The organism is Clostridium sp. AF36-4 (genome assembly GCF_003435975.1).
Taxonomy (GTDB): domain Bacteria; phylum Bacillota; class Clostridia; order Lachnospirales; family Lachnospiraceae; genus Eubacterium_F.
On sequence record NZ_QTVH01000007.1, the window covers coordinates 35,044 to 54,900 of the forward strand.

The 19,857-nt window shown below is 42.5% G+C and carries 18 protein-coding genes; 3 read left to right on the forward strand and 15 right to left on the reverse strand.

The features are described from left to right. Positions 1-527 precede the first annotated feature (527 nt). The 7 genes from DW005_RS05250 to DW005_RS05275 form a co-directional block, all read right to left on the reverse strand. The gene (locus DW005_RS05250; RefSeq protein WP_117478459.1) at positions 528-2,129 is read right to left on the reverse strand and encodes a phage/plasmid primase, P4 family; all 1,602 of its coding nucleotides are present in this window, start codon (positions 2,127-2,129) and stop codon (positions 528-530) included. Positions 2,130-2,322: 193 nt separating this feature from the next. Then, a complete protein-coding gene (locus DW005_RS05255; protein WP_117478460.1) occupies positions 2,323-2,538 on the reverse strand; it encodes an excisionase in 216 nt (71 codons plus the stop codon). Positions 2,539-2,772: 234 nt separating this feature from the next. Beyond that, positions 2,773-4,488, reverse strand: coding sequence for a 23S rRNA (uracil(1939)-C(5))-methyltransferase RlmD (rlmD, locus tag DW005_RS05260; RefSeq protein ID WP_242989371.1), 1,716 nt, complete (start codon positions 4,486-4,488; stop codon positions 2,773-2,775). 5 nt (positions 4,489-4,493) lie between these two features. Then, positions 4,494-5,438, reverse strand: coding sequence for an HD domain-containing protein (locus DW005_RS05265; RefSeq protein WP_022376323.1), 945 nt, complete (start codon positions 5,436-5,438; stop codon positions 4,494-4,496). Between the two features lie 20 nt (positions 5,439-5,458). After that, positions 5,459-6,181: a hypothetical protein gene (locus DW005_RS05270; RefSeq protein WP_117478461.1), complete on the reverse strand. Its 723-nt coding sequence runs from the start codon at positions 6,179-6,181 to the stop codon at positions 5,459-5,461. 138 nt (positions 6,182-6,319) lie between these two features. Continuing rightward, entirely contained in the window at positions 6,320-6,469 is a 150-nt protein-coding gene (locus DW005_RS13785; RefSeq protein ID WP_181974953.1) for a hypothetical protein, read from the reverse strand. A gap of 119 nt (positions 6,470-6,588) precedes the next feature. Further along, the gene (locus tag DW005_RS05275) at positions 6,589-7,002 is read right to left on the reverse strand and encodes a hypothetical protein (protein ID WP_147324416.1); all 414 of its coding nucleotides are present in this window, start codon (positions 7,000-7,002) and stop codon (positions 6,589-6,591) included. 656 nt (positions 7,003-7,658) lie between these two features. Here DW005_RS05275 and DW005_RS05280 point away from each other — a divergent pair. Genes DW005_RS05280 through DW005_RS05290 form a run of 3 tightly spaced genes read left to right on the forward strand, consistent with a single transcriptional unit; the run spans position 7,659 to position 12,195 of the window. Further along, complete coding sequence (locus DW005_RS05280) at positions 7,659-10,022, forward strand: endonuclease MutS2 (protein WP_117478463.1); 2,364 nt, start codon at positions 7,659-7,661, stop codon at positions 10,020-10,022. 42 nt (positions 10,023-10,064) lie between these two features. Beyond that, positions 10,065-10,775, forward strand: coding sequence for a response regulator transcription factor (locus DW005_RS05285; RefSeq protein WP_117478464.1), 711 nt, complete (start codon positions 10,065-10,067; stop codon positions 10,773-10,775). Positions 10,776-10,785: 10 nt separating this feature from the next. Next, complete coding sequence (locus DW005_RS05290; protein ID WP_117478465.1) at positions 10,786-12,195, forward strand: HAMP domain-containing sensor histidine kinase; 1,410 nt, start codon at positions 10,786-10,788, stop codon at positions 12,193-12,195. Positions 12,196-12,205: 10 nt separating this feature from the next. On the opposite strand, the gene DW005_RS05295 is transcribed toward DW005_RS05290, so the two are convergent. The 8 genes from DW005_RS05295 to DW005_RS05330 form a co-directional block, all read right to left on the reverse strand. After that, complete coding sequence (locus DW005_RS05295; protein WP_117478466.1) at positions 12,206-13,876, reverse strand: hypothetical protein; 1,671 nt, start codon at positions 13,874-13,876, stop codon at positions 12,206-12,208. After that, on the reverse strand, positions 13,860-14,387 hold the full coding sequence (locus tag DW005_RS05300; protein ID WP_117478467.1) for a sigma-70 family RNA polymerase sigma factor: 528 nt from the start codon (positions 14,385-14,387) through the stop codon (positions 13,860-13,862). Before DW005_RS05300 ends, DW005_RS05295 begins: the two co-directional genes overlap by 17 nt. 91 nt (positions 14,388-14,478) lie before the next feature. Then, entirely contained in the window at positions 14,479-14,985 is a 507-nt protein-coding gene (locus tag DW005_RS05305; RefSeq protein WP_022377001.1) for a tRNA (cytidine(34)-2'-O)-methyltransferase, read from the reverse strand. 1 nt (position 14,986) lies between these two features. After that, on the reverse strand, positions 14,987-15,463 hold the full coding sequence (locus DW005_RS05310) for a chemotaxis protein CheX (protein ID WP_117478468.1): 477 nt from the start codon (positions 15,461-15,463) through the stop codon (positions 14,987-14,989). A 42-nt stretch (positions 15,464-15,505) separates the two neighbouring features. After that, positions 15,506-16,663, reverse strand: coding sequence for an aminotransferase class I/II-fold pyridoxal phosphate-dependent enzyme (locus DW005_RS05315; RefSeq protein ID WP_117478469.1), 1,158 nt, complete (start codon positions 16,661-16,663; stop codon positions 15,506-15,508). Next, entirely contained in the window at positions 16,660-17,148 is a 489-nt protein-coding gene (locus tag DW005_RS05320; protein WP_117478536.1) for an Lrp/AsnC family transcriptional regulator, read from the reverse strand. Before DW005_RS05320 ends, DW005_RS05315 begins: the two co-directional genes overlap by 4 nt. Positions 17,149-17,180: 32 nt before the next feature. Continuing rightward, positions 17,181-18,164, reverse strand: coding sequence for an AIR synthase family protein (locus tag DW005_RS05325; RefSeq protein WP_117478470.1), 984 nt, complete (start codon positions 18,162-18,164; stop codon positions 17,181-17,183). Positions 18,165-18,193: 29 nt separating this feature from the next. Then, complete coding sequence (locus tag DW005_RS05330; RefSeq protein WP_117478471.1) at positions 18,194-19,711, reverse strand: VanW family protein; 1,518 nt, start codon at positions 19,709-19,711, stop codon at positions 18,194-18,196. Positions 19,712-19,857 lie beyond the last annotated feature (146 nt).

Consider the following 19,857-nt stretch of genomic DNA (forward strand, 5'->3'; position numbering starts at 1 on the left):
TATACCGCTGTGATGTAGATACAGCCTGATTTTTAGCGAAAAATATAAGGAGTATAAGCAAATTTCCAACTCTTTATATAGAAATTTCATAAAAAATACACTTAAAAATACTAAAACGTAGTATTTATCGGCATTACAGATGATTTACACATAATATCAAAATGATACAAAGTAATACAGAAAGAAACAGATAAGAACATAATATCAAAATGATACAAAGAAAAACCTTGATAAATCAATGTTTTTAGCACTTTTCTATTTTTTCTCACGTAAGACTTTTTAATTTTTCCTTATACTCCTTATACTTTCAGCTCTGTTGTAGAACTGGTCTGTATTAGAACGGTATAAGCAAAAAATTGCTCCTTATACCGAAAAGTCATAAAATTGCTCTGTTGTAGAACTGATGCATACTTTACGGTATAAGCTTTCCTTATACCGTTCCTTATACCGTTCCTTATACCGTTCCTTATACCCAACGCTAAAGCAAAAAAAAACAATAGTACATTTTCTGTACTACCGTTTTATTTCTATACTCTAACAATTCCAGTATATGAAGATTTCTTCATTGGCTGACAAATTTTGTTTACATCATTTCCTTTGTAATTTGGATTGTAAAACTCTTCCAGTTTGTAATCAAAGATTAAAGGTTCTGGCTTGTCCATTTTACTACCGGGTTTATATGTCTTATCTTCATAAGACCAATCAGAATACTCAGGCAAAACATTCAATAAATCCTTCTTGAATACCTTCAATGACTTTGTATCTCTATCTGCAATATTTCTCTTGTACCATGCTTTATATAAATCATACAAGAATGTGAATGGAACCAAGTCCCACACCAACTGTGGCATGATTTCTTCCATGAACTGTCTCACAGGGTCATTAAATGACTTGTACTCATCCATCACATCTTTACACTCCTGTGGTACATCAAAATCATCATAATTCATATTCAGAACCCTGAACAATGCATATTCCAGAACTTCTCTACGATTAAGATAATCATCTTTGATATATCTACGTTCTTTTCCTGTAAATGACTTCGTAAATGGAATAAAGAGCTGTCTTCTATACCATGAATCACTCTTATCCTTGATACGTGGTAACTCGTTCAGACACTGCACCATAAATCCTTTGTATCTGAATGAAATCGCAGTTTTGAATTTACGATTGATTTTAACTACGTCACCTGTAATAACAGCCTTTAAATTCGCAGCCTTATCAATATATGTACCTACATCATTTTCATCAACAATGATTGCTGATGTACCAATCAATGATTCCAGCATGAAATCTTTACTGAACTCCGAAAGTGAAATAGAAGTATGACTACCTTCTCCAACCAAGTTTCGTAATAATACACATAAAGTACCTTTACCATTATTACCGACCTCTGAATACATGAAACATGCTCTATTCCATGATACAAACGGTCTTACAGTAGCTCCAATGACCTGCCAGATAAGCTCTGCCATATCTTTTTTATTATCCATAATATCTAAAATCCATGATTCCACATCCCAGTCTGTGCCATCTTCATCATTATGAATGATGATGTTTGTGGCATTTGGATTGTAGTTGACCCTTGATTTATCTAAAAACACAAGGTCAGGTGTGAATGGCATCAATTTCTTTGTTTCAAAATCAAAGATACCATTATTTACCGGAATCAAATTCTTTTTCTCACATCTTGACATTCTCGGTGCTTCTTCTCGCAAAATATCCATGATTTCACCAAGTTCTTTTTTTGTCAAAGATTTCTTGTAACGTCTTGCAATACGACGTATCTGTGTTTCTGATGTAACATAGATACCTTCATCTTTTCCATCATCAACATAAATACCAAGTAATAATTTTTCTTCATCTTTTTCAGATACACCAGTCTTAATCAGTGCAATTCTATGTAATTTAATCAAGATATATGCAATCTGGAACGGAACAAGTTCTGTCGGAACTTTCCACTTAGCACCTGGCTGTGCGATAGAATTATAAATCAGAATTTCATTTCTGCTATTTGCAATAATAGTACCTTTCAGTTCATTTGCTGTCACTGGCTTTGTGCTTTGCAAAACTGCATCTACTGATGCAATCGTAACGTTTTCAATAGTACCCTCATATGTATTTGCCATATATCGACACTTCCTTTCTCAATTTTTTTCATGATTTCATGAAATTTTGCAATGTTTTTCTTGAAGTTCGTGCCAATTTATGCTAATATATGAGCATAAACAAGAGATATAAGTTCGTGACACTGAATCATGGCACTGAACTTCTTGATAGCAACAGTGATTGCAGTCACAGTTGCTATTTTTTTATTCTGTTTTAAATATAACCTTTTTCTTCAACCCACTGTTCAAAAGCTGCTCTATCAATCATAACTTTCCCTTGCTTTCCAACAGTGATATAGGCTGTAAATTCCCCATCCTTTTTTATCTGTTTCATTCTATTTAAGCCAATTCCCATGTACTGACCCATCTCTTTCATGGACAAATATTTTCTTTCAGAATATGGTAAAGGATTATTTGCTGTTCTTGACATATCTTAAAGACCTCCTATTTTTTGCTGTATTTACAAGCATCTTACCTGTTTAGGCTAAGTTTAGCATATAAAATTTTGCATTGCAAGATATTCCTACACAAGGGAAACACGTTTTTCGTAAATCTGTTCATTTATCAGGCTTTTTAGCTCAAAAAAATTTTTTTCACACATACAAAAAAGAGAAGACAGAAACAATCTCCATCTTCTCTCATAATTTTTATACTGTATTACAATTTATATCATCCTGAAATGCTTAAATGCTTCCATAATCAGCTCACGCTTTTCATCAGGACATTGTGGCACCTTGTGCCCTTCCGCACCTGTATTATAGTTCTCACGTTTCTCAAAGCCACATGAATCTTTCACCTGTGCAATATACAGACTTGATACAGAAACATTATACTGTTTCTTTATCCACGCTTTTATCTCTGCATACGTTGCTGAACCCTTTGTATTACGCATATATTCGTTATCTTTAGGCTCATAATCAACATACTCATATTCAATATTCCTATCATCGACCATTTTCCTACCCAAAAGGACTACCGTCTCCACGTGTCCCCCCTGCGGAAACATATCGCAAGCCCGAACCTTTTTCACCTCATATTCCTTCTCCCCCAGTACCTTCACATCACGGGCGAGTGTCGCCGGGTCGCAGCTGACATAAACAATCTTTTCGGGGTTCATCGTAACAATGGTATCCAAAAGTTTCGCATCGCACCCCTTACGCGGCGGGTCGACGACAACGACGTCGGCGAGCGCACCATTTGTGTCTTCTTTTGACGGCGTGCGGCGCTTAGCGACCATATCTGTTACAACGTCTTCTGCTGCGCCACAGTAAAATGATGTATTGGAGATACCGTTCAATACTGCGTTTTTCTTGGCATTTTCGATGGCTTCCGGAACAATTTCAACGCCGGTTACCTGACCGTTTGGTACTGCTTTTGCGAGAAATAGAGAAATGGTTCCGATGCCGCAGTAGAGGTCCCAGACACGCTCATCCCCCTGCAAATCAGCGAAATCGAGTGCTGTCTGATACAGTTTTTCGGTTTGAACCGGATTGACCTGATAAAAGGACTGTGGCGAAATCTGGTAGCGGATGCCGCCGATTTTGTCCTCGATGGCAGGGCTGCCCCACAAAAGTTTTGTGGAAGAACCGAGAATTACATTCGTTTTCTTTGTGTTGAGGTTGAGGCAGATACTTGTCATTCCCTCAATCGTGCGAAGATTTGTAATGAGTTCTGCGGCGTGTGGCAACTCATTTCCATTTATAACAAGACACACCATAATCTGTCCGGTGTGATAGCCGCGGCGCACGTAAATATGGCGCACGAGTCCCTTGTGGCTTTCCTCACGGTAGGCAGAAATACCATACGCACGCAGAAAATCCATTACGTTTTCGACAACTTCATTGATTACCGGGTGCTGAATGGCACATGACGAAGCAGGGATTAAGCGGTGGCTCCGTCCGGCAAAAAAGCCGGTCTGCGGGATTCCATTTTCATCTTCACGAACCGGAAACTGCGCTTTGTTGCGGTAATGCCACGGAGATTCATTTTCGCCCGTCATTCCTAAAATCGGAAGCCATGTGACAGAAGATAAATCCACCCCGCCGAGTCTTTCCAGACAATCTTTTACTTTCTTTTCTTTGAAGGCAAGCTGGCCTTCGTAGGAAAAATGCTGCAGCGTACAGCCGCCACACAAAGATGCAGAAGGGCACGACGGCGTCATGCGCTCCTTTGACGGCTCCAAAATTTCAACCAAACGCGCAAAACCATAATTTTTATTTAATTTCATCAGGTGCACCAAAACCTTTTCGCCCGGAAGCGCACCCTTTACAAAAAGGGCATAGCCATCTACATGACCGATACCCTCTCCGTCTTTTCCTAAATCTTCAATCGTAATGACAATTTCATCATTTTTCTTAAACTGCAATTTCTTCTTTTCCAAGTCCATTACTCCTCTGAAGTTTTTCTCAAATTGCTCTCAAACATGCGGTTGAAACCAAGCCATCCCATGTTGTCGCCTGCCTGAGTAAATACTTCCGTCAAAGTCTGCAATTTCGCGTCGGCGTTATCCGCCATATGTAACGCCATTGCCTCCATAATCGCCGGTACTTTCGGCGAACCAAATTCCATCTTGCCGTGATGCGCAAGAATACAATGAACAAGTTCATTTTTCAATTTTGGCGGGAAATTAGGAATCTGTGCTGCCGCATTTTCCATACAGCGTGCACCAATGTAAATGTGCCCGAGAAGCTGGCCGTCATCCGTGTAGTCATTCATTGGAAAATCCGAAATTTCCTGAATTTTTCCCATATCGTGGAACAACGCCGCTGTGATGAGCAAATCTCTGTGAATCATTGGATAATGCTCCGCAAAATACTGGCACATGTCCGTGACGCTGAGCGTATGCTCCAAAAGTCCGCCCATGAATCCATGATGAACACTCTTCGCTGCCGAATGTTTCTTAAATGCGTCGACAAACTCTTTATTTTCCACAAAATACATTTCCAAAATTTTTCGCAGATATTTGTTCTGCACACTTGCCACATATTTTAAAATGCGGCTAAACATTTCTCCAACATCTTTGTTCGTGCAAGGCACATAATCCGCCGGGTCATATTCGCCCTCGTCGCTGATGCGGACGCGTGAAATGTTCATCTGCAAATTTCCCTGAAAACTCGTTACCATTCCTTCGCAGTGAATATAATCCATTGGCTCAAAATTGGCAATGCCATTGTTCAACTCCCAGATTTTTCCGTCTGCGGTTCCCGTTTTATCCTGTAAGGTCAGGGAATAATACGTTTTTCCTGCCTTTGTTTTCAAAATCTGTTTCTGTTTACACAAATACGTGCCAACAAACTTTTCGCCCTCGCGGTAATCCTTCAAATAATTCATTTTTTTATCTCCATTTCATATTAGTATCTTTTTTTCACAGCCGTAAATGGTCCGTAGATTTTTTTGCCGTTTACCTTTTTATAAGCACGCACCATAAAGCCGTATTTCATGCCGTGAACAAGCATGCCACGCTTGTAGCTGCGCCCTTTTTGCGTTTTCGCTCTGCTGTACTTTGTCTTAATACCTTTTACAAACACTTTCGTATAAACCTGATAACCGGAAACACTTTTTGTTTTCTTCCAGGTTACCAGAATTTTTCTTCCTCTTTTTTTCGCCTTAAGCCCTTTAATTTTCCCCGGCACCAATTTTACCGATGCCGTTTTTGCCCCTGTCTGCACCTGTGTCGTACCATCCGCACGTGTACGGAACACGCAGACCTGATAAATGTAAGTTTTTCCTGCTTTCACCGACTTGTCCACATACGTTTTATTTCCCGGCGTACCATCCGAAATCCGCGCAATTTCTGCAAAATCACTTTTCTCGCTTTTTCTAAAAATGACGGCACCCTGTGCCTCTCCGCTCTGCGTCCATGTAATTGTAACCTGTTTTAACGAAGACGCTTTTTTCGTCGCCATGATGATCGCCGCACCAAGCGGAGTTTCTGCCGGTGTTTCAATTGTCACGCCGACCCCAGAAGCCACCGTTGGCTCGTCGGCAGACACGTTTACATTTGGTCCTATCATCATTCCAAAAATTCCTGCCACTAAAAAAGGCACTCCCACGGATTGCATCCATTTTTTCAAAAATGTTCCCTCCTTAACTTCAGCTCTTTTGACTTTGAGAACTTATAACTTATGTTATCCGGATTGCTAACTTTTCGACCCTGATACCATAATAATAGAAAAGGAGGGAACAAGCAAGGTGTTTTTCACCAAGTTCAGTTAATCAAACAATGAAATTCCAAAGCGGATTCGTCTGAAAAACTTATAAAACAGGACAGCAATCAGCGACAGTACCATGTATAAACAACTAAGTACACCACAAGCGCCTCCGATAAAAATAACTACATTCAAAAAAATTGTTCCCAACATAATCATTTTCCTCCATATTTAATTTTCGACATAACAAGTCCGTCCTTTTGCAAAAAATCAAAGACATGAAATGAAAAAATAGCAGATTTACAGCAAAAGAACAAACCATCTTTATTCAATTATCCAATATGGAAGGTGCGTTTTTTTCCGTCCGTCCGAAAGAGCCATCGTAAAATGCGCAGGCGGCTGCCTGTGTCGTGCCCTTTCGCATAGAGATGTAATAAGAGTGCTGTTAATACAGCGAGAAATATAAGAGAACCAAAACCGGCTAAAACAAGCGGTGTTCTTGATAAATATCCGGTATTTCTTGCGGTACTGCGAAGCAGACAGACAATTGGCATCTGCTCTGAAAACCGCTCGCCGCGGATGGCATATTTAATCCCGGAGCCATCAATCCGCGCACCCAAAGAAATCGTATTCGAAAAGCCCTGCGAAATGACTGTGCGGTCAGGCACATGGTCAAAAAGGACGCCGCATACGAGAATGACAAATATGAAACTTGCAATCATTTTTCTTCGTGTTTGTGTATTCATGGCTCTATTGTAAAACAACTGGTGGAATTATTCAAGATGGAGTTTGGTGGTTTATTTGGGTTCCGTGATTTAGGAGAAAAGCTTTGCGTCTCGTGGGCACTCTCGTTAATTGAGTGCGTAGCAGTATGGGCACTGAAACTACCAGTGCCACATACCGACGCACTCAAAACCCACTCGTCACAAAGTTTTTCTCCTAAATTACTGCAATCCAAATAAAATCCGCGGCAAACGCTTAACCCAAGCCACTGCCCCTCTTCCCATAAGCAACCGTTTTCCTCGAAAAATACAAAAAGAGTTGCCTAGCCCCCATAAAGCCACGTCGTCTCGCCCAAACACACACCGCAAACCAATCCCCAAAACAACCTCCCCTTCATCCATCAGAACCGTTGCCAAGTTTTTTGGTGTCTGTAAATCAACAGAAAACTTTGTGTTGAGTGGGTACAAACACATGGGTATCTGGCATGTGTCTTTAACATGCCGATACCCTTATGCGTTTGTCTAGCGAAAGCGCCCACGAAACACAAAGCTTTCTGCTGAATTACGCCCCCAAAAAACGCAACGCTCCCTTTACAAACAGAAACCAAATATTGTACAATAGCAATGCAGGAAAGCAAACCACACAGCCCCTGCGTCACTACACGAAGGGAGTTTCCATTGTGAACAAAAAAGTATTACAAACACTTGAATATTATAAAATCATTGACATGCTTCTTGAGGAGGCAGACACACCGCTTGCGAAGGAAAGCATACGGCACCTCTTACCTTCGTCAAGGAGGGAAGAAATCATTAGCTGGCAGACTGAAACTTCGCACGCGCTCATGCGTCTTTTAAAACAGGGACGGCTGCCATTTCACGGGCTAACGGATATTCGTCCAAGTCTGGTGCCGCTGGAAAAAGGCGGCGTGCTCGGCATGGGTGAACTTCTTGACATCGCCCGGTGTTTGGAGATTGCCAAAGATGCCATCGCTTATGATGCCAAATTTGAAGATTTGAAAGATGCACTTTCGGGACGCTTTGGTGCACTTATGGATTTGCCGGATTTGCGTCTGGAAATCAACCGCTGCATTTTGAGTCCGGAAGAAATGGCAGATGATGCGAGTTCCGAATTGAAACGAATTCGCCGTGCCATGAAAACCACGAACGATAAAGTACGCGAGCAATTGACGGCAACTATGAATCTATCCGGCTCCATGCTGCGTGACAACATCGTCACCATGCGAAACGGCAGGTATTGTCTGCCTGTTAAGCAGGAATATAAATCCACTTTTCCGGGTATGATTCATGACCAAAGTTCAACCGGCTCGACCTTTTTCATTGAGCCGATGGCAATTGTGCAGTTAAACAATGAGCTTGCGGAACTGGGTATGAAAGAGCAGGAAGAAATTGAAAAAATACTGGCGTCGTTAAGCGCTCTTGCAGCGCCTTACGCCGAAGATTTACAGCGAAATGTGTTGCTGCTTGCGGAACTTGACTTTATCTTTGCAAAGGCAAAACTTTCTAAAAAAATGCAGGGAAGCGAACCACTTTTTGACCAGGATTACATCCATATTAAAAAGGGACGTCACCCGCTGATTCCAAAAGATAAAGTCGTACCGATTGATGTCACACTCGGAAAAACTTATGATTTACTGATTATCACCGGACCAAATACCGGTGGTAAAACAGTATCGTTAAAAACGGTTGGATTATTTACTCTAATGGGACAGGCCGGTCTGCATATTCCGGCATATGACCACTCGCACCTGCGCGTATACGAAGAAGTTTACGCCGATATCGGCGATGAGCAGAGTATTGAGCAGAGTCTGAGTACATTCTCCTCCCACATGGTAAACACCGTTTATATTTTGAAACGTGCGAACAAAAAGACACTGGCACTCTTTGATGAGCTTGGCGCCGGAACCGACCCAACGGAAGGTGCCGCACTCGCGATTGCGATTTTAGATAATCTGCATAACCGAAATGTAACCGCTATGGCTACGACGCACTACAGCGAATTAAAAATTTATGCCCTGTCCACCGATGGTGTTGAAAACGCCTCATGTGAATTTGACGTAGAATCTTTGCAGCCGACTTACCGGCTGTTAGTCGGCGTTCCGGGAAAAAGTAATGCGTTCGCAATATCCGGGAAATTAGGACTTCCAAAAGAAATTATTGATGAAGCCGGCAAACTTGTCGACTCCGACAGCCGCAGTTTTGAAGATGTTGTCACAGGACTTGAGGATGCCAGAACCGCCGCTGAAAAAGAGCGCGAGAAAGCGAAAAAAATCCGAGAAGAGGCAGAGCATTTCCGTGATAAAATGAAGGCGAAAAACGAGCGGATTGATGCCGCCAAGGATAAAATTTTACGCCGCGCAAACGAAGAGGCCCACGAGATTATCCAGAAGGCAAAGGATACCGCCGACGAATCCATCCGCAAGTACAACAAGTGGATGAAAGGTTCCGGCATGACAAAAGAAATGGAAAAAGAGCGTGCAAACCTGCGCAAAGCGCTCAACGAAACTGAGAGCGAACTGACGATAGAGGGAACCAAAAAGGCACCAAAGAAAGCACCGGACAAATTGCAGATTGGTGACATTGTTATGGTTCATTCGATGGGTATTAAAGGAACCGTGAGCACGCTTCCAAACAGCAAAGGAAAATGTTTTGTCCAAATGGGCATTTTGCGCTCGGAAGTTTCCGTAAGCGACCTAGAACTTTTGGAGCAGGAAACCAAAGCTGCCAAAAAAGAAGCATCCATTACCCATGCAAGAAACATGAAAATGGCAAAGGCAATGACTATTTCACCGGAAATCAATTTAATCGGAAAAACGGTGGACGAAGCCCTTTTTCTGCTTGACAAATATTTAGATGACGCCTACCTTGCCAAACTCCATCAGGTAACCATCATCCACGGAGTCGGCACCGGTGCCCTGCGAAACGCTGTCCAAAACCACTGCAAAAAAAGCAAGTACGTCAAAAGTTACCGCATGGGAGAATACGGGGAAGGCGGATATGGTGTAACTGTAGTTGAATTTAAGTGATAAAAGACACATAAATCCAAACAGAAGAAAGAGGAATCATTTATGGAAAAAAGAAAAATTCTAATCGTCGATGACGATGCCAATATTGCAGAGTTAATCGCATTGTATTTAACAAAAGAATGTTTTCAATGTGAAATTGCAGAAGATGGCGAAACCGCTTTGGAAAAGCACCAAAGTTTTCAGCCGGACTTAATTTTACTCGACATCATGCTGCCCGGTATTGACGGCTATGACGTTCTGCGTGAGATTCGCAAGCAGTATACGACACCCGTTATTATGCTGTCTGCTAAGGGAGAAACTTTCGATAAAGTGTTGGGACTTGAACTTGGCGCGGATGACTACATCATCAAACCATTTGAGCCAAAAGAAGTTGTGGCACGCGTAAAAGCCGTTTTACGCCGGTTCGACAACCAGCAGGCAAGAGTGGCTTCCGCTGCCAAAGACGAGCCAAAAGATGTCGTAACTTACGATGGTCTTGTTATCAGCCTTGCAAACTATTCTGTAACCGACCATGAAAAACCAATCGAAATGCCGCCAAAAGAGCTGGAGCTGTTGTACTTCCTTGCTTCTCATCCGAATCAGGTATTTACAAGAGAGCAGCTTTTAGACCAAATCTGGGGGTATGAATACATTGGCGAAACCCGAACCGTGGATGTTCATATCAAACGAATCCGCGAGAAATTAACTGAAAACCCGGTATGGTCCCTTACGACTGTATGGGGCATTGGCTACAAATTTGAAGTAAACGCATAGGAGACTTCGTATGAAAAAATACTTAAAGACGACCCTCGGTCGAAAGTTATTAGCATTTTATCTCGTCCTGTTTGCCATCACTTTTTACCTGATAACAACCGTTGGACGCGACTATATTTCGGAGCGTGTTGAGTCCGAAAGCATTAGTAATCTCCGCAGTGTCGGAATCACGCTGCTTGGCTCGCACATCAATGAACAGCGCTATACAAAAACGACCATTTTATCGTTACGGGACCAGTTGAAAATGGCGTCCGAAGCCGCTGAAGCAGAAATCTTAATTGTGTGCAGCGATGGCGATGTAATTCTCAACACAGACACGGAAAAAACGTATAATATCTATCAGGGAAGTTCCTCTTTCCTTCATGAAGACGTGATTAAAGACACGACACTCAGCGGTCTCTTGTCCGAGAATTCAACCTGTGTCATTCTGCCAATGGAACAGAGTGCCTACTTAAACGGCTACCTTGTTCTCGCACAGCCGAACCAGTTTATCAACAATCGTGCCATATATTACACCAATATATTAACAACCTTTTTCTATCTGATTATGGCAATTGTCGGTTTTGTGTTCCTGCTCATTTACGTTTTCAATGTACGCCCTTTGCACAAACTGCGTAAAGGTGCCAGCCAATTCTCGATTAACCACGAAAATCCGCCGATTCTCATTAAATCTCAAGACGAATACGGCGAATTGGCAAAAACACTGAATGTTATCGGAGCAGAACTCAGTAAATTTGATGAGTACCAGCGAAAATTTATTTCCAACATTTCGCACGATTTCCGCTCCCCTTTAACAAGTATTCAGGGTTATGTTCAGGCGATGAAAGATGGCGTGATTCCGGCGGATAATCAGGAAAAATATTTAGATATTATTTTGTATGAAACCGAGCGGCTGACAAAATTAACATCAAATTTAATTGATATGAACAACTACGACCGCGACAATATTATGCTTGAGCAGGAATCATTCGACATTCACAAAGCAGTCAAAATGACCTGCGAAAGTCTGGAAGGAACAGCTTCCAATAAGCAAATCACCTTCACTTACAATCTCTGTGAGCCGGAAGAACTTCTCGTTTATGCCGATAAGCAAAAGATTTTACAGGTTCTTAGAAATCTCTGTGATAACGCAATTAAGTTCAGCCACGAAGAATCGGAAATCTGCCTGCATACCTTTACTAAAGGGGAAAAAGTTTTTATTTCGATAAAGGATTCCGGCATCGGGATTCCGCGTGAGGACCTAAATCTGATTTGGGACCGTTTTTACAAAACCGATTTATCCCGTGGCAAAGACAAATTAGGCTCCGGACTGGGGCTTGCCATCTGCCGGGAAATCATAAACGCCCACAAGCAGACAATTGACGTTGTCAGCACTGTAGGCGTTGGTTCTGAATTTGTATTTACTTTACCAAAAGCATAAAGAAAGGGGATTATTCCTCGGATGGGGAGTCAGTCGGCTCAGTATCCGGCTGCACCTCATCACTGTTTACATGAAGCTCCGTTATTACAACAGAGTCATTTTTTATCTGGCACACAAGTTTGCGGCTGCCATCTCCCATTGTAAAGGATTTTGTACTGCTCTTAATCTTACCGGTATCATACGATACTACCGCATCTACCCATTCACCGGTGAAAATCTTTGACGAATCCAATGCCTGAAACTCTTTTGCACTGGAAACCGTCACACCAAGTCCTTTAATACTTAATGGGAAGCGGATATAGGAAGAAAGTTTTTTCAAACTTCCGTCTGCCACCGCATACTGAATATCCTGCGCTGCCTGACGATATGCCTCTACGCTTTCATTGTTGTTTGTGTTGTCAGCATTGTCGGTTGGCTCTGCGTCATCATTATCTGTATTCTTGTCGCTATTATTTTCCGAATCTGAGCTACTATTATCTCCCTTGTCATCATGGGCAGCATCCAGGGAAATACGGATTACACTAATGAGTCCGCTGAGCATATTTTCCGTATTTTCACCGGACCAGTCTTTAATCAAAAGGGATATGGCAACCTTGCGTTTCATAAAGTAGAATAAGGATTCGTCTTTCTTATTCTGATACCACGTTATGGTTAATCCATTCACTTCAATGTCCTGCATTTTTTCAAAGCCATCGAGTACACCGGATGGACAGCCATCAACTCCGGCATATCCGACAATCCGCTGATTTTCCAACTCCGAAAGTTCATCATAATGGAAACTAAATGATTCAAAATCATCCACTACCTTGTAAATCACTTTTCTTGCCGGATCCTCAACAGTCACGCGGAATCCGTACATATCATAAATCTTGCGGAGCACACGTCTGCGCTCCTTATCATCGGACTCGCTTTCCTTACCACTCCAGCCCACCGCATTGCTTGCGATGTGCTTTTCATCCTTTTTCACCTTAGCATCGGTATCTTTGTCCGGTTTGTTTTCCTCTTTGGTTCCCGAAACAATTTTCTTTGCTTTATCCGTACTGCACGCCGTACTCATCTTCACAGCAAATGTGCAGGATTCCTTCTGCCATGTCATAGCATCACATTTTTCATCACCATACATGGTTACTTCCGAATCATCCACCGTCTCCTTCTTCAGTTCATTTTTCTCCGTAAACTGATTAATTACATCCGGTGCATTTTCTTCCTCTTTGTACTCAAAGAGAATCTTGTCTTTTTTCTTTTTATTCCGATACGTTATTTTTACGTGCTTTGCTTTTTTCTTGACTTCAACCTTTTTTACACGATATGATTTGGAAACATTACCAAGCTTATACGTGCGGCAGTCCGTCTCTTTAGCAATTGCCTCAATGGAATCTAATTCCTGCCACTCTTCTTCATCACTGCTTGCTACAATTTCACCCTGCTTTGGCAGTTTCTTTAATTTTCCTCCAAAAAATCCTTTTGATACAACAGCTGTAATGGCAACAACAAGTACCGCAACGGCAGCCGCCATTCCTTTTTGACGAGCGGAGAAACGTGGTCTTTTCTTAAATTCGTCCATCGAAATCACTTTTTCTTCCGACTCTTCACAGGCTTTTTTCACATTGGCAAGTATTCGCTTTTTATCGCTGTCACTAAGGGAAATTTTTTCCATTGCTTCTTTATATTCCTGCTGCATGACCATCATCTCCTTTCATCTGCTGAGGAAGCATCCTCGCTAGTTTCTCCCGCCCGCGTTTCAAAAGAGACCGTATCGTAGTCTCTTTCTTCTCTAATATCTCTGCAATTTCCTTAACGGAGTACTCTTCGTAATAATACAAATGGATGGCACTCCGGTACTTTTCAGGCAATTGTGATATGATTTGCAAAATATCGCTTTCTTCTTTTTGCTCCTGCTTCTCATCTGCCACATCGTACCCTTCCGGTATTGCCACCTCCCTCTGTCTGGACGCCGATTTTAACTTGTCCTTGCACAAATTCGACGCTACCTTTAAAAGCCACGCTTTTTCATGACTCTCATCTTCAAATACTCCTGCTGACTGCATAAGGCGAATCAGCACCTCCTGAACAATATCTTCCGCATCCTCCCTGCTTTTCATGTAGGAATAGGCTAACCGCAATATATCATTGCCAAATAAGTCCAGGGCTTTTTCCACCGCGTCCGATGGATTGGCTGCCACATCTATCATTGTTTTTCCCCTTTCTACCTACATAACGATTCAACATTTGAAAAAGTTGCAAAAAAAGAGAACTTTTTCAAAAAGTTCCCTTTGCAGTTTCCTATACCGTGCCATCTTGCCAATGAGAATGATGAAGATGCCCCATCGGATTGAGTTCCGGAAAGCCCTGCTGCCTGAGTGCTTCGTACAAAACAATTGCAACAGAATTACCCAGATTGAGCGAGCGAATCTCGCCATACATCGGAATCCGAATCGTTGTTTCCTCATTCTCCACCAGAATCTCCTCCGGGATTCCGGCACTTTCTTTGCCAAACATAATATAGCAGTCTTCTTCAAATGAAACATCGCTGTAAATATGCTTTGCTTTTGTCGTTGCCATGTAAATTTTGGCGCCCGGATTTTTCTCTAAAAAATCCGGATAACTGTCATAAATTGTGTAATCCAATTTATCCCAGTAATCAAGTCCTGCTCTTTTGACCTGCTTTTCATTAATCTGAAAGCCCATCGGCTCAATCAGATGAAGTTTAGCACCGGCTGCCACGCAGGTTCTTCCTATATTCCCGGTATTCGCAGGGATTTCCGGTTCCAATAATACAATGTTTAACATATTAATCTTCCTGTCTGAGTGCAAGGAACAAATCGATGCTTCCACTGCCGTCTGCAAATACCATCGGCACACACAAAGTCTTAGCAAAGTTATTCGTAAAACTCACTTCACCATGCGATAATGTCGGCGGTGTAATATCAATTCCAACACCGTTTGATGAGAATACGGTTGCCGCATTTCCCATAATCATGTTTCCTAACTCACTAATTGCACTGGACGCGAAATCATCAATCGTCTTTACTTCCATCATACACATCTTAGAAGCAATCGCACATGCATTTTCTTCTGTCATTCCAATCAGTACCTGTCCACGCATTTCCCCGGTTACGCCGATAATAATGACCCAGTTATCATGGTCAAATTTTGCTTCCTTCAGTATCGGCTTTTGTATTGCAACATCGACAAAGCACATGTCCTGCAATATCTTTTTCGCCGCCATCAAAAAAGGATTGATATGTTCCGCATTTAAAGTAGCCATATTCTCTCTCCTCTGCACAATCTTATCTCAATAATAGCATAATTACGAAATAGTGTCTATAAAATTCTGAATTTTAACCAGTGCCTTCTTTAAGTCTTCAATGGAATATGCATAGGAAATTCGCAAAAAACCTTCCCCGCATGTGCCAAATGCAGACCCCGGCACTACCGCAACGTGTTCTTTTTCGAGAAGTGTTTTAGCAAACTCCTCGCTCGTCATACCAAAACGGCTGATGTTTGGGAATACATAAAATGCCCCCATCGGCTCAAAACACGGCATGCCCATTTCACGCAGTTCTTTCACTAAAAAACGGCGTCTTTCATCGTAACTCTCACGCATTTTCGCCACATCTTCATCGCCATTTCGCAATGCTTCAATCGCTGCATACTGACTCGTTGTCGGTGCACTCATAATAAGATATTGATGTACCTTTATCATCTGTTTTATAATTTCTTTTGGTCCGACCGCATAGCCAAGACGCCACCCGGTCATCGCATAGGATTTCGAAAATCCGTTAATTACAACACTTCTTTCCTTCATCCCAGGAATTGCCGCAATCGACACATGGTCGCCCTGATAGCTTAATTCCGAATAAATTTCATCGGACAGGACAAACAAATCGTGTTCCTTAATTACATCCGCAACAATCTGTAATTCCTCGTGCGACATAATCGCACCGGTCGGGTTGTTTGGAAATGGCAGAACAACCATCTTTGTTTTATCCGTTATCGCTGACAACAATTTTTGTTTTGTCAGTTTAAATTCATCCTTTTCTTCTAATGCAAGTCTTACCGGCACGCCCCCTGCCATCGTAATACATGGCACATAAGACACAAAACAAGGCTCCGGAACGATAACCTCGTCTCCCGGATCAAGCATCGTGCGGAAAGCAATATCAATTGCCTCACTGCCGCCAACCGTAATAATCACCTCATCCGAATCATATGAAAGTGCAAAACGGCGTTTCAAATAAGTGCATACTTCTTTGCGCAGAGGCAAAAGCCCTGCATTGGATGTATAAAACGTGCGCCCCTTTTCCAGCGAGTAAATACCCTCCTCGCGAATGTGCCACGGTGTATCAAAATCCGGCTCTCCTACGCCAAGCGATATGACATTATCCATCGTGCTTGCCACATCAAAAAACCGGCGGATTCCGGATGGTTCCATCTCCGTTACCATTTTAGACAATGGGTTTCTCATGGAGTAATCAACTGCCTTTCATCACCTCGTTCCTCTGCTACGAGAGAAAGTCCGTGTTCTTTATATTTTTTCAAAACAAAATGTGTTGCCGTACTCATAACCGATTCCATCGGTGCCAGCTTCGTCGCGACAAACCACGCAACCTCTTTCATTGTTTTTCCAACGATAATAACGGTCAAATCAAATCCGCTTCCACTCATCAGATACAGGCTTTCTACCTCATCAAACTGGTAAATGCGCTCCGCGACCTTATCAAATCCGCGGCCACGCTCCGGTGCAACCGTAACTTCAATCAACGCTGTCACATGCTCACAGCCGGTCTTGTCCCAGTTAATCAAAGTCGGATAGCCGCAGATAATTCCCTGCTCTTCCATCGCATTCATTTCTTTTTCAATTTCTTCCGGAGATGCCGCTAACATAGCTGCTAAATCTTCCGTCGAAAGTTTTCCGTTTTTCGCAATGTTTCGTAAGATTTTTTCCTGCATTTCTTCCTGCATCATATCCTCCAATTCTGCGGTCAATCAAACGCGCGGTATAATTCATCCGCCTTAGGCGGCTCTAAAAAACGTTTTTCACCATCATTGAAAATAACACGGTCATTTCCCTCTACTGCCTTGCCAATGACCGCCGCATGAATACCTTCTTTCGCAAGAGCATCCACAAGCTGGCTTCCGTGGTCGGTGCCAATAAGCATCGAGCCGCTGGAAATCAACTGATACGGATTCAAATTAAAAAATTCACAGATTTCAATTGTCTCCTGACGAATCGGTATTTTCTTCAAATCGACACACAGGCCCACACCGGATGCTTCTGCCATCTCCCAAAGGGCACCAAAAATTCCGCCCTCCGTCACATCGTGCATGGCTGAAACACCAACCTGCATCGCAACACGACTGTCCTTTACGACGCTTAAAAGCGAAGCAAATTTTTTGGATTCATCCACAATCGAAACCGGCAGACGTTTTTTCAATTCCTTCTCAAATTCTGTCGCAATAATGGAAGTTCCCTCTAATCCAATCCATTTGGTGACAACTAAATCCTGTCCCGGTTTTAATCCTTTGGTCGTAACCAGTTTATCCTTTGCAATTCGACCAATGCCGGTAACCGACACAAGTGTCTGGTTTACAACTGCCGACACCTCGGTGTGTCCACCTAAAATTTCCACATCATATTCTGCGGTTAATTGACTCACATCGTCCATAATCTGCTTTAATTCGCCTTCTTCACTATTTGGTGGCATAATAATTGTAAGTAAAATACCTACCAATTCCGCACCGGAACTTGCAATGTCATTTGCCGTAATATGAAATGCAATTGTGCCAATCTCTTTTGCTGACGCCGTAATCGGATCCGTCGACAATACAAGCGCATTCTCCGTTGGTGCCAATACCGCACAGTCCTCACCGACACCGGCATGAACTAAAACTTCCGGTCTTTTCACCGTCAATTTTTTGAATACTGAACGCTTTAATACGTTTTCTGGTACTTTTCCTATTTCCATTGTTCTCTCCTATCCCCACAAGAAAAGCCCTACTGTGCCTCCGTGGTCGGTTCTGCGGCTGCCGGCACCGCTGTTTCCTGCGGTTTTACCGTTGCCTTTGGTTTCGCTGTCCTCTTTGGTTTTGCCGTTGCCTTCGGCTCTTTCGTTGCTTTCTTTGTTGTCTGTGGTTTGCCCGATGCCGCAGGTGTACCCTCTGCTGCCCCTTTGGTTACATAGCGCGGCACCGCCTGATAGGTACTGGAATTTATCTGTGTCTTTTTCGTTTTACCATTTTCCTTGACAATCTTCCAAAGCACCGCCTTGTACCCAACATGCGCCTCCTGTGTCACTTTCGTATAGGAAGCAGGTTTCGTCTTATCATATGTGATTTTATCAGCCCCCGGCTGCATCGTCTGGGTCGTCTCGGACTCAAATGTTACCTCTCTGTCATCACTTCGGGTTTCTTCCCCGTAAATATTAAAATAAATGGTTCCCGAATACACACCGCCTTCAATATAAATCGGCACCTCCGTGTCGTTACGGAATTTAAAATCTTTGTAGTCACCGGCAATCGCCGCATCCATCGATGGTTTTACATAGCTGACTACCATCGAATGAGGGCTTCTCTCAACGACTTCCAATTCAGCCTTTAACACCGCGTTATAAAGTGTTGTTGACACCTGACATACACCGCCGCCAATGGAATCTACCACTTCACCATTACTGTAGGATGGTGCCGCATAATATCCATTTTCCTCGGTCAATGGAGAAATCGTATCATGCACGGAAAATGTTTCTCCCGGGTAAATAACATGGTCGTTAATCAATCTTGCCGCATTGGAAAGATTTTTCGAACGGCTTACATTTCCGGCATTAAAATTCGTCTGAAAAGAACCGATTTTGTCTTTACAGCGTGACGCCAAATCTTTCGTCACCGTCGGTTCCTGAATCGTAACATCTGCTTTGACACGTATGGCATCGCCGCTTTTTGCCTGTTCCACTGCCTTCTTAATCTGGGCCGCCGTACTGTCAACATCGATGGTAGAACCCTCTTTTGCATCGGTGTAAACAAACGTACCGTTTTCCCGTTTTACTTTGGCATTTTTTGCTTTCGCACATTTCTTTTTGCACTTCTTATTAACAAAGGTGCGGATTTTTTTCTCTTTTGCATCATATTTCAGTTTATATACAAGTGGAGTTGTAGCAATCTCCCGGATTTTTGCATAATTGGTAAACGGATTCCCGTCCTTGCCAACCTGCATTGCTTTCGCAATCACATCACCAACTTCACAGTTGTAGCCTAACTGTTCAAGCGTTGCCGAGACCGTCTTTCCATTCACATCCACCTCCACGGTGCGCTGCAAATATTCATCCCGGTACTGCGCAACAGCCGTTCTTGCCTCATCTTCCGACATACCGCCCACATTCACGGTTTCCACGAATACACCATTGCAAATGAGACCTCGCGCCGGCTTTACCGTCTGATAAGCCGCATAAATATACGCCGCAATCAATAGCAGCATCAAAAAAATAACTAAAAAGGCAGGACCTTTTCTTGCTTTATTCATGTTGTCTCTCCTCACCTAAAATTTTAACAATACTTGCGATTTTTTTTTACTTGTATTACACTGTAATCATCACATGCCGGCTAATAATCCAATTAACATGGCAAATATGATGATACCGCAGATAATACCTGCAACAAGACGCTGTT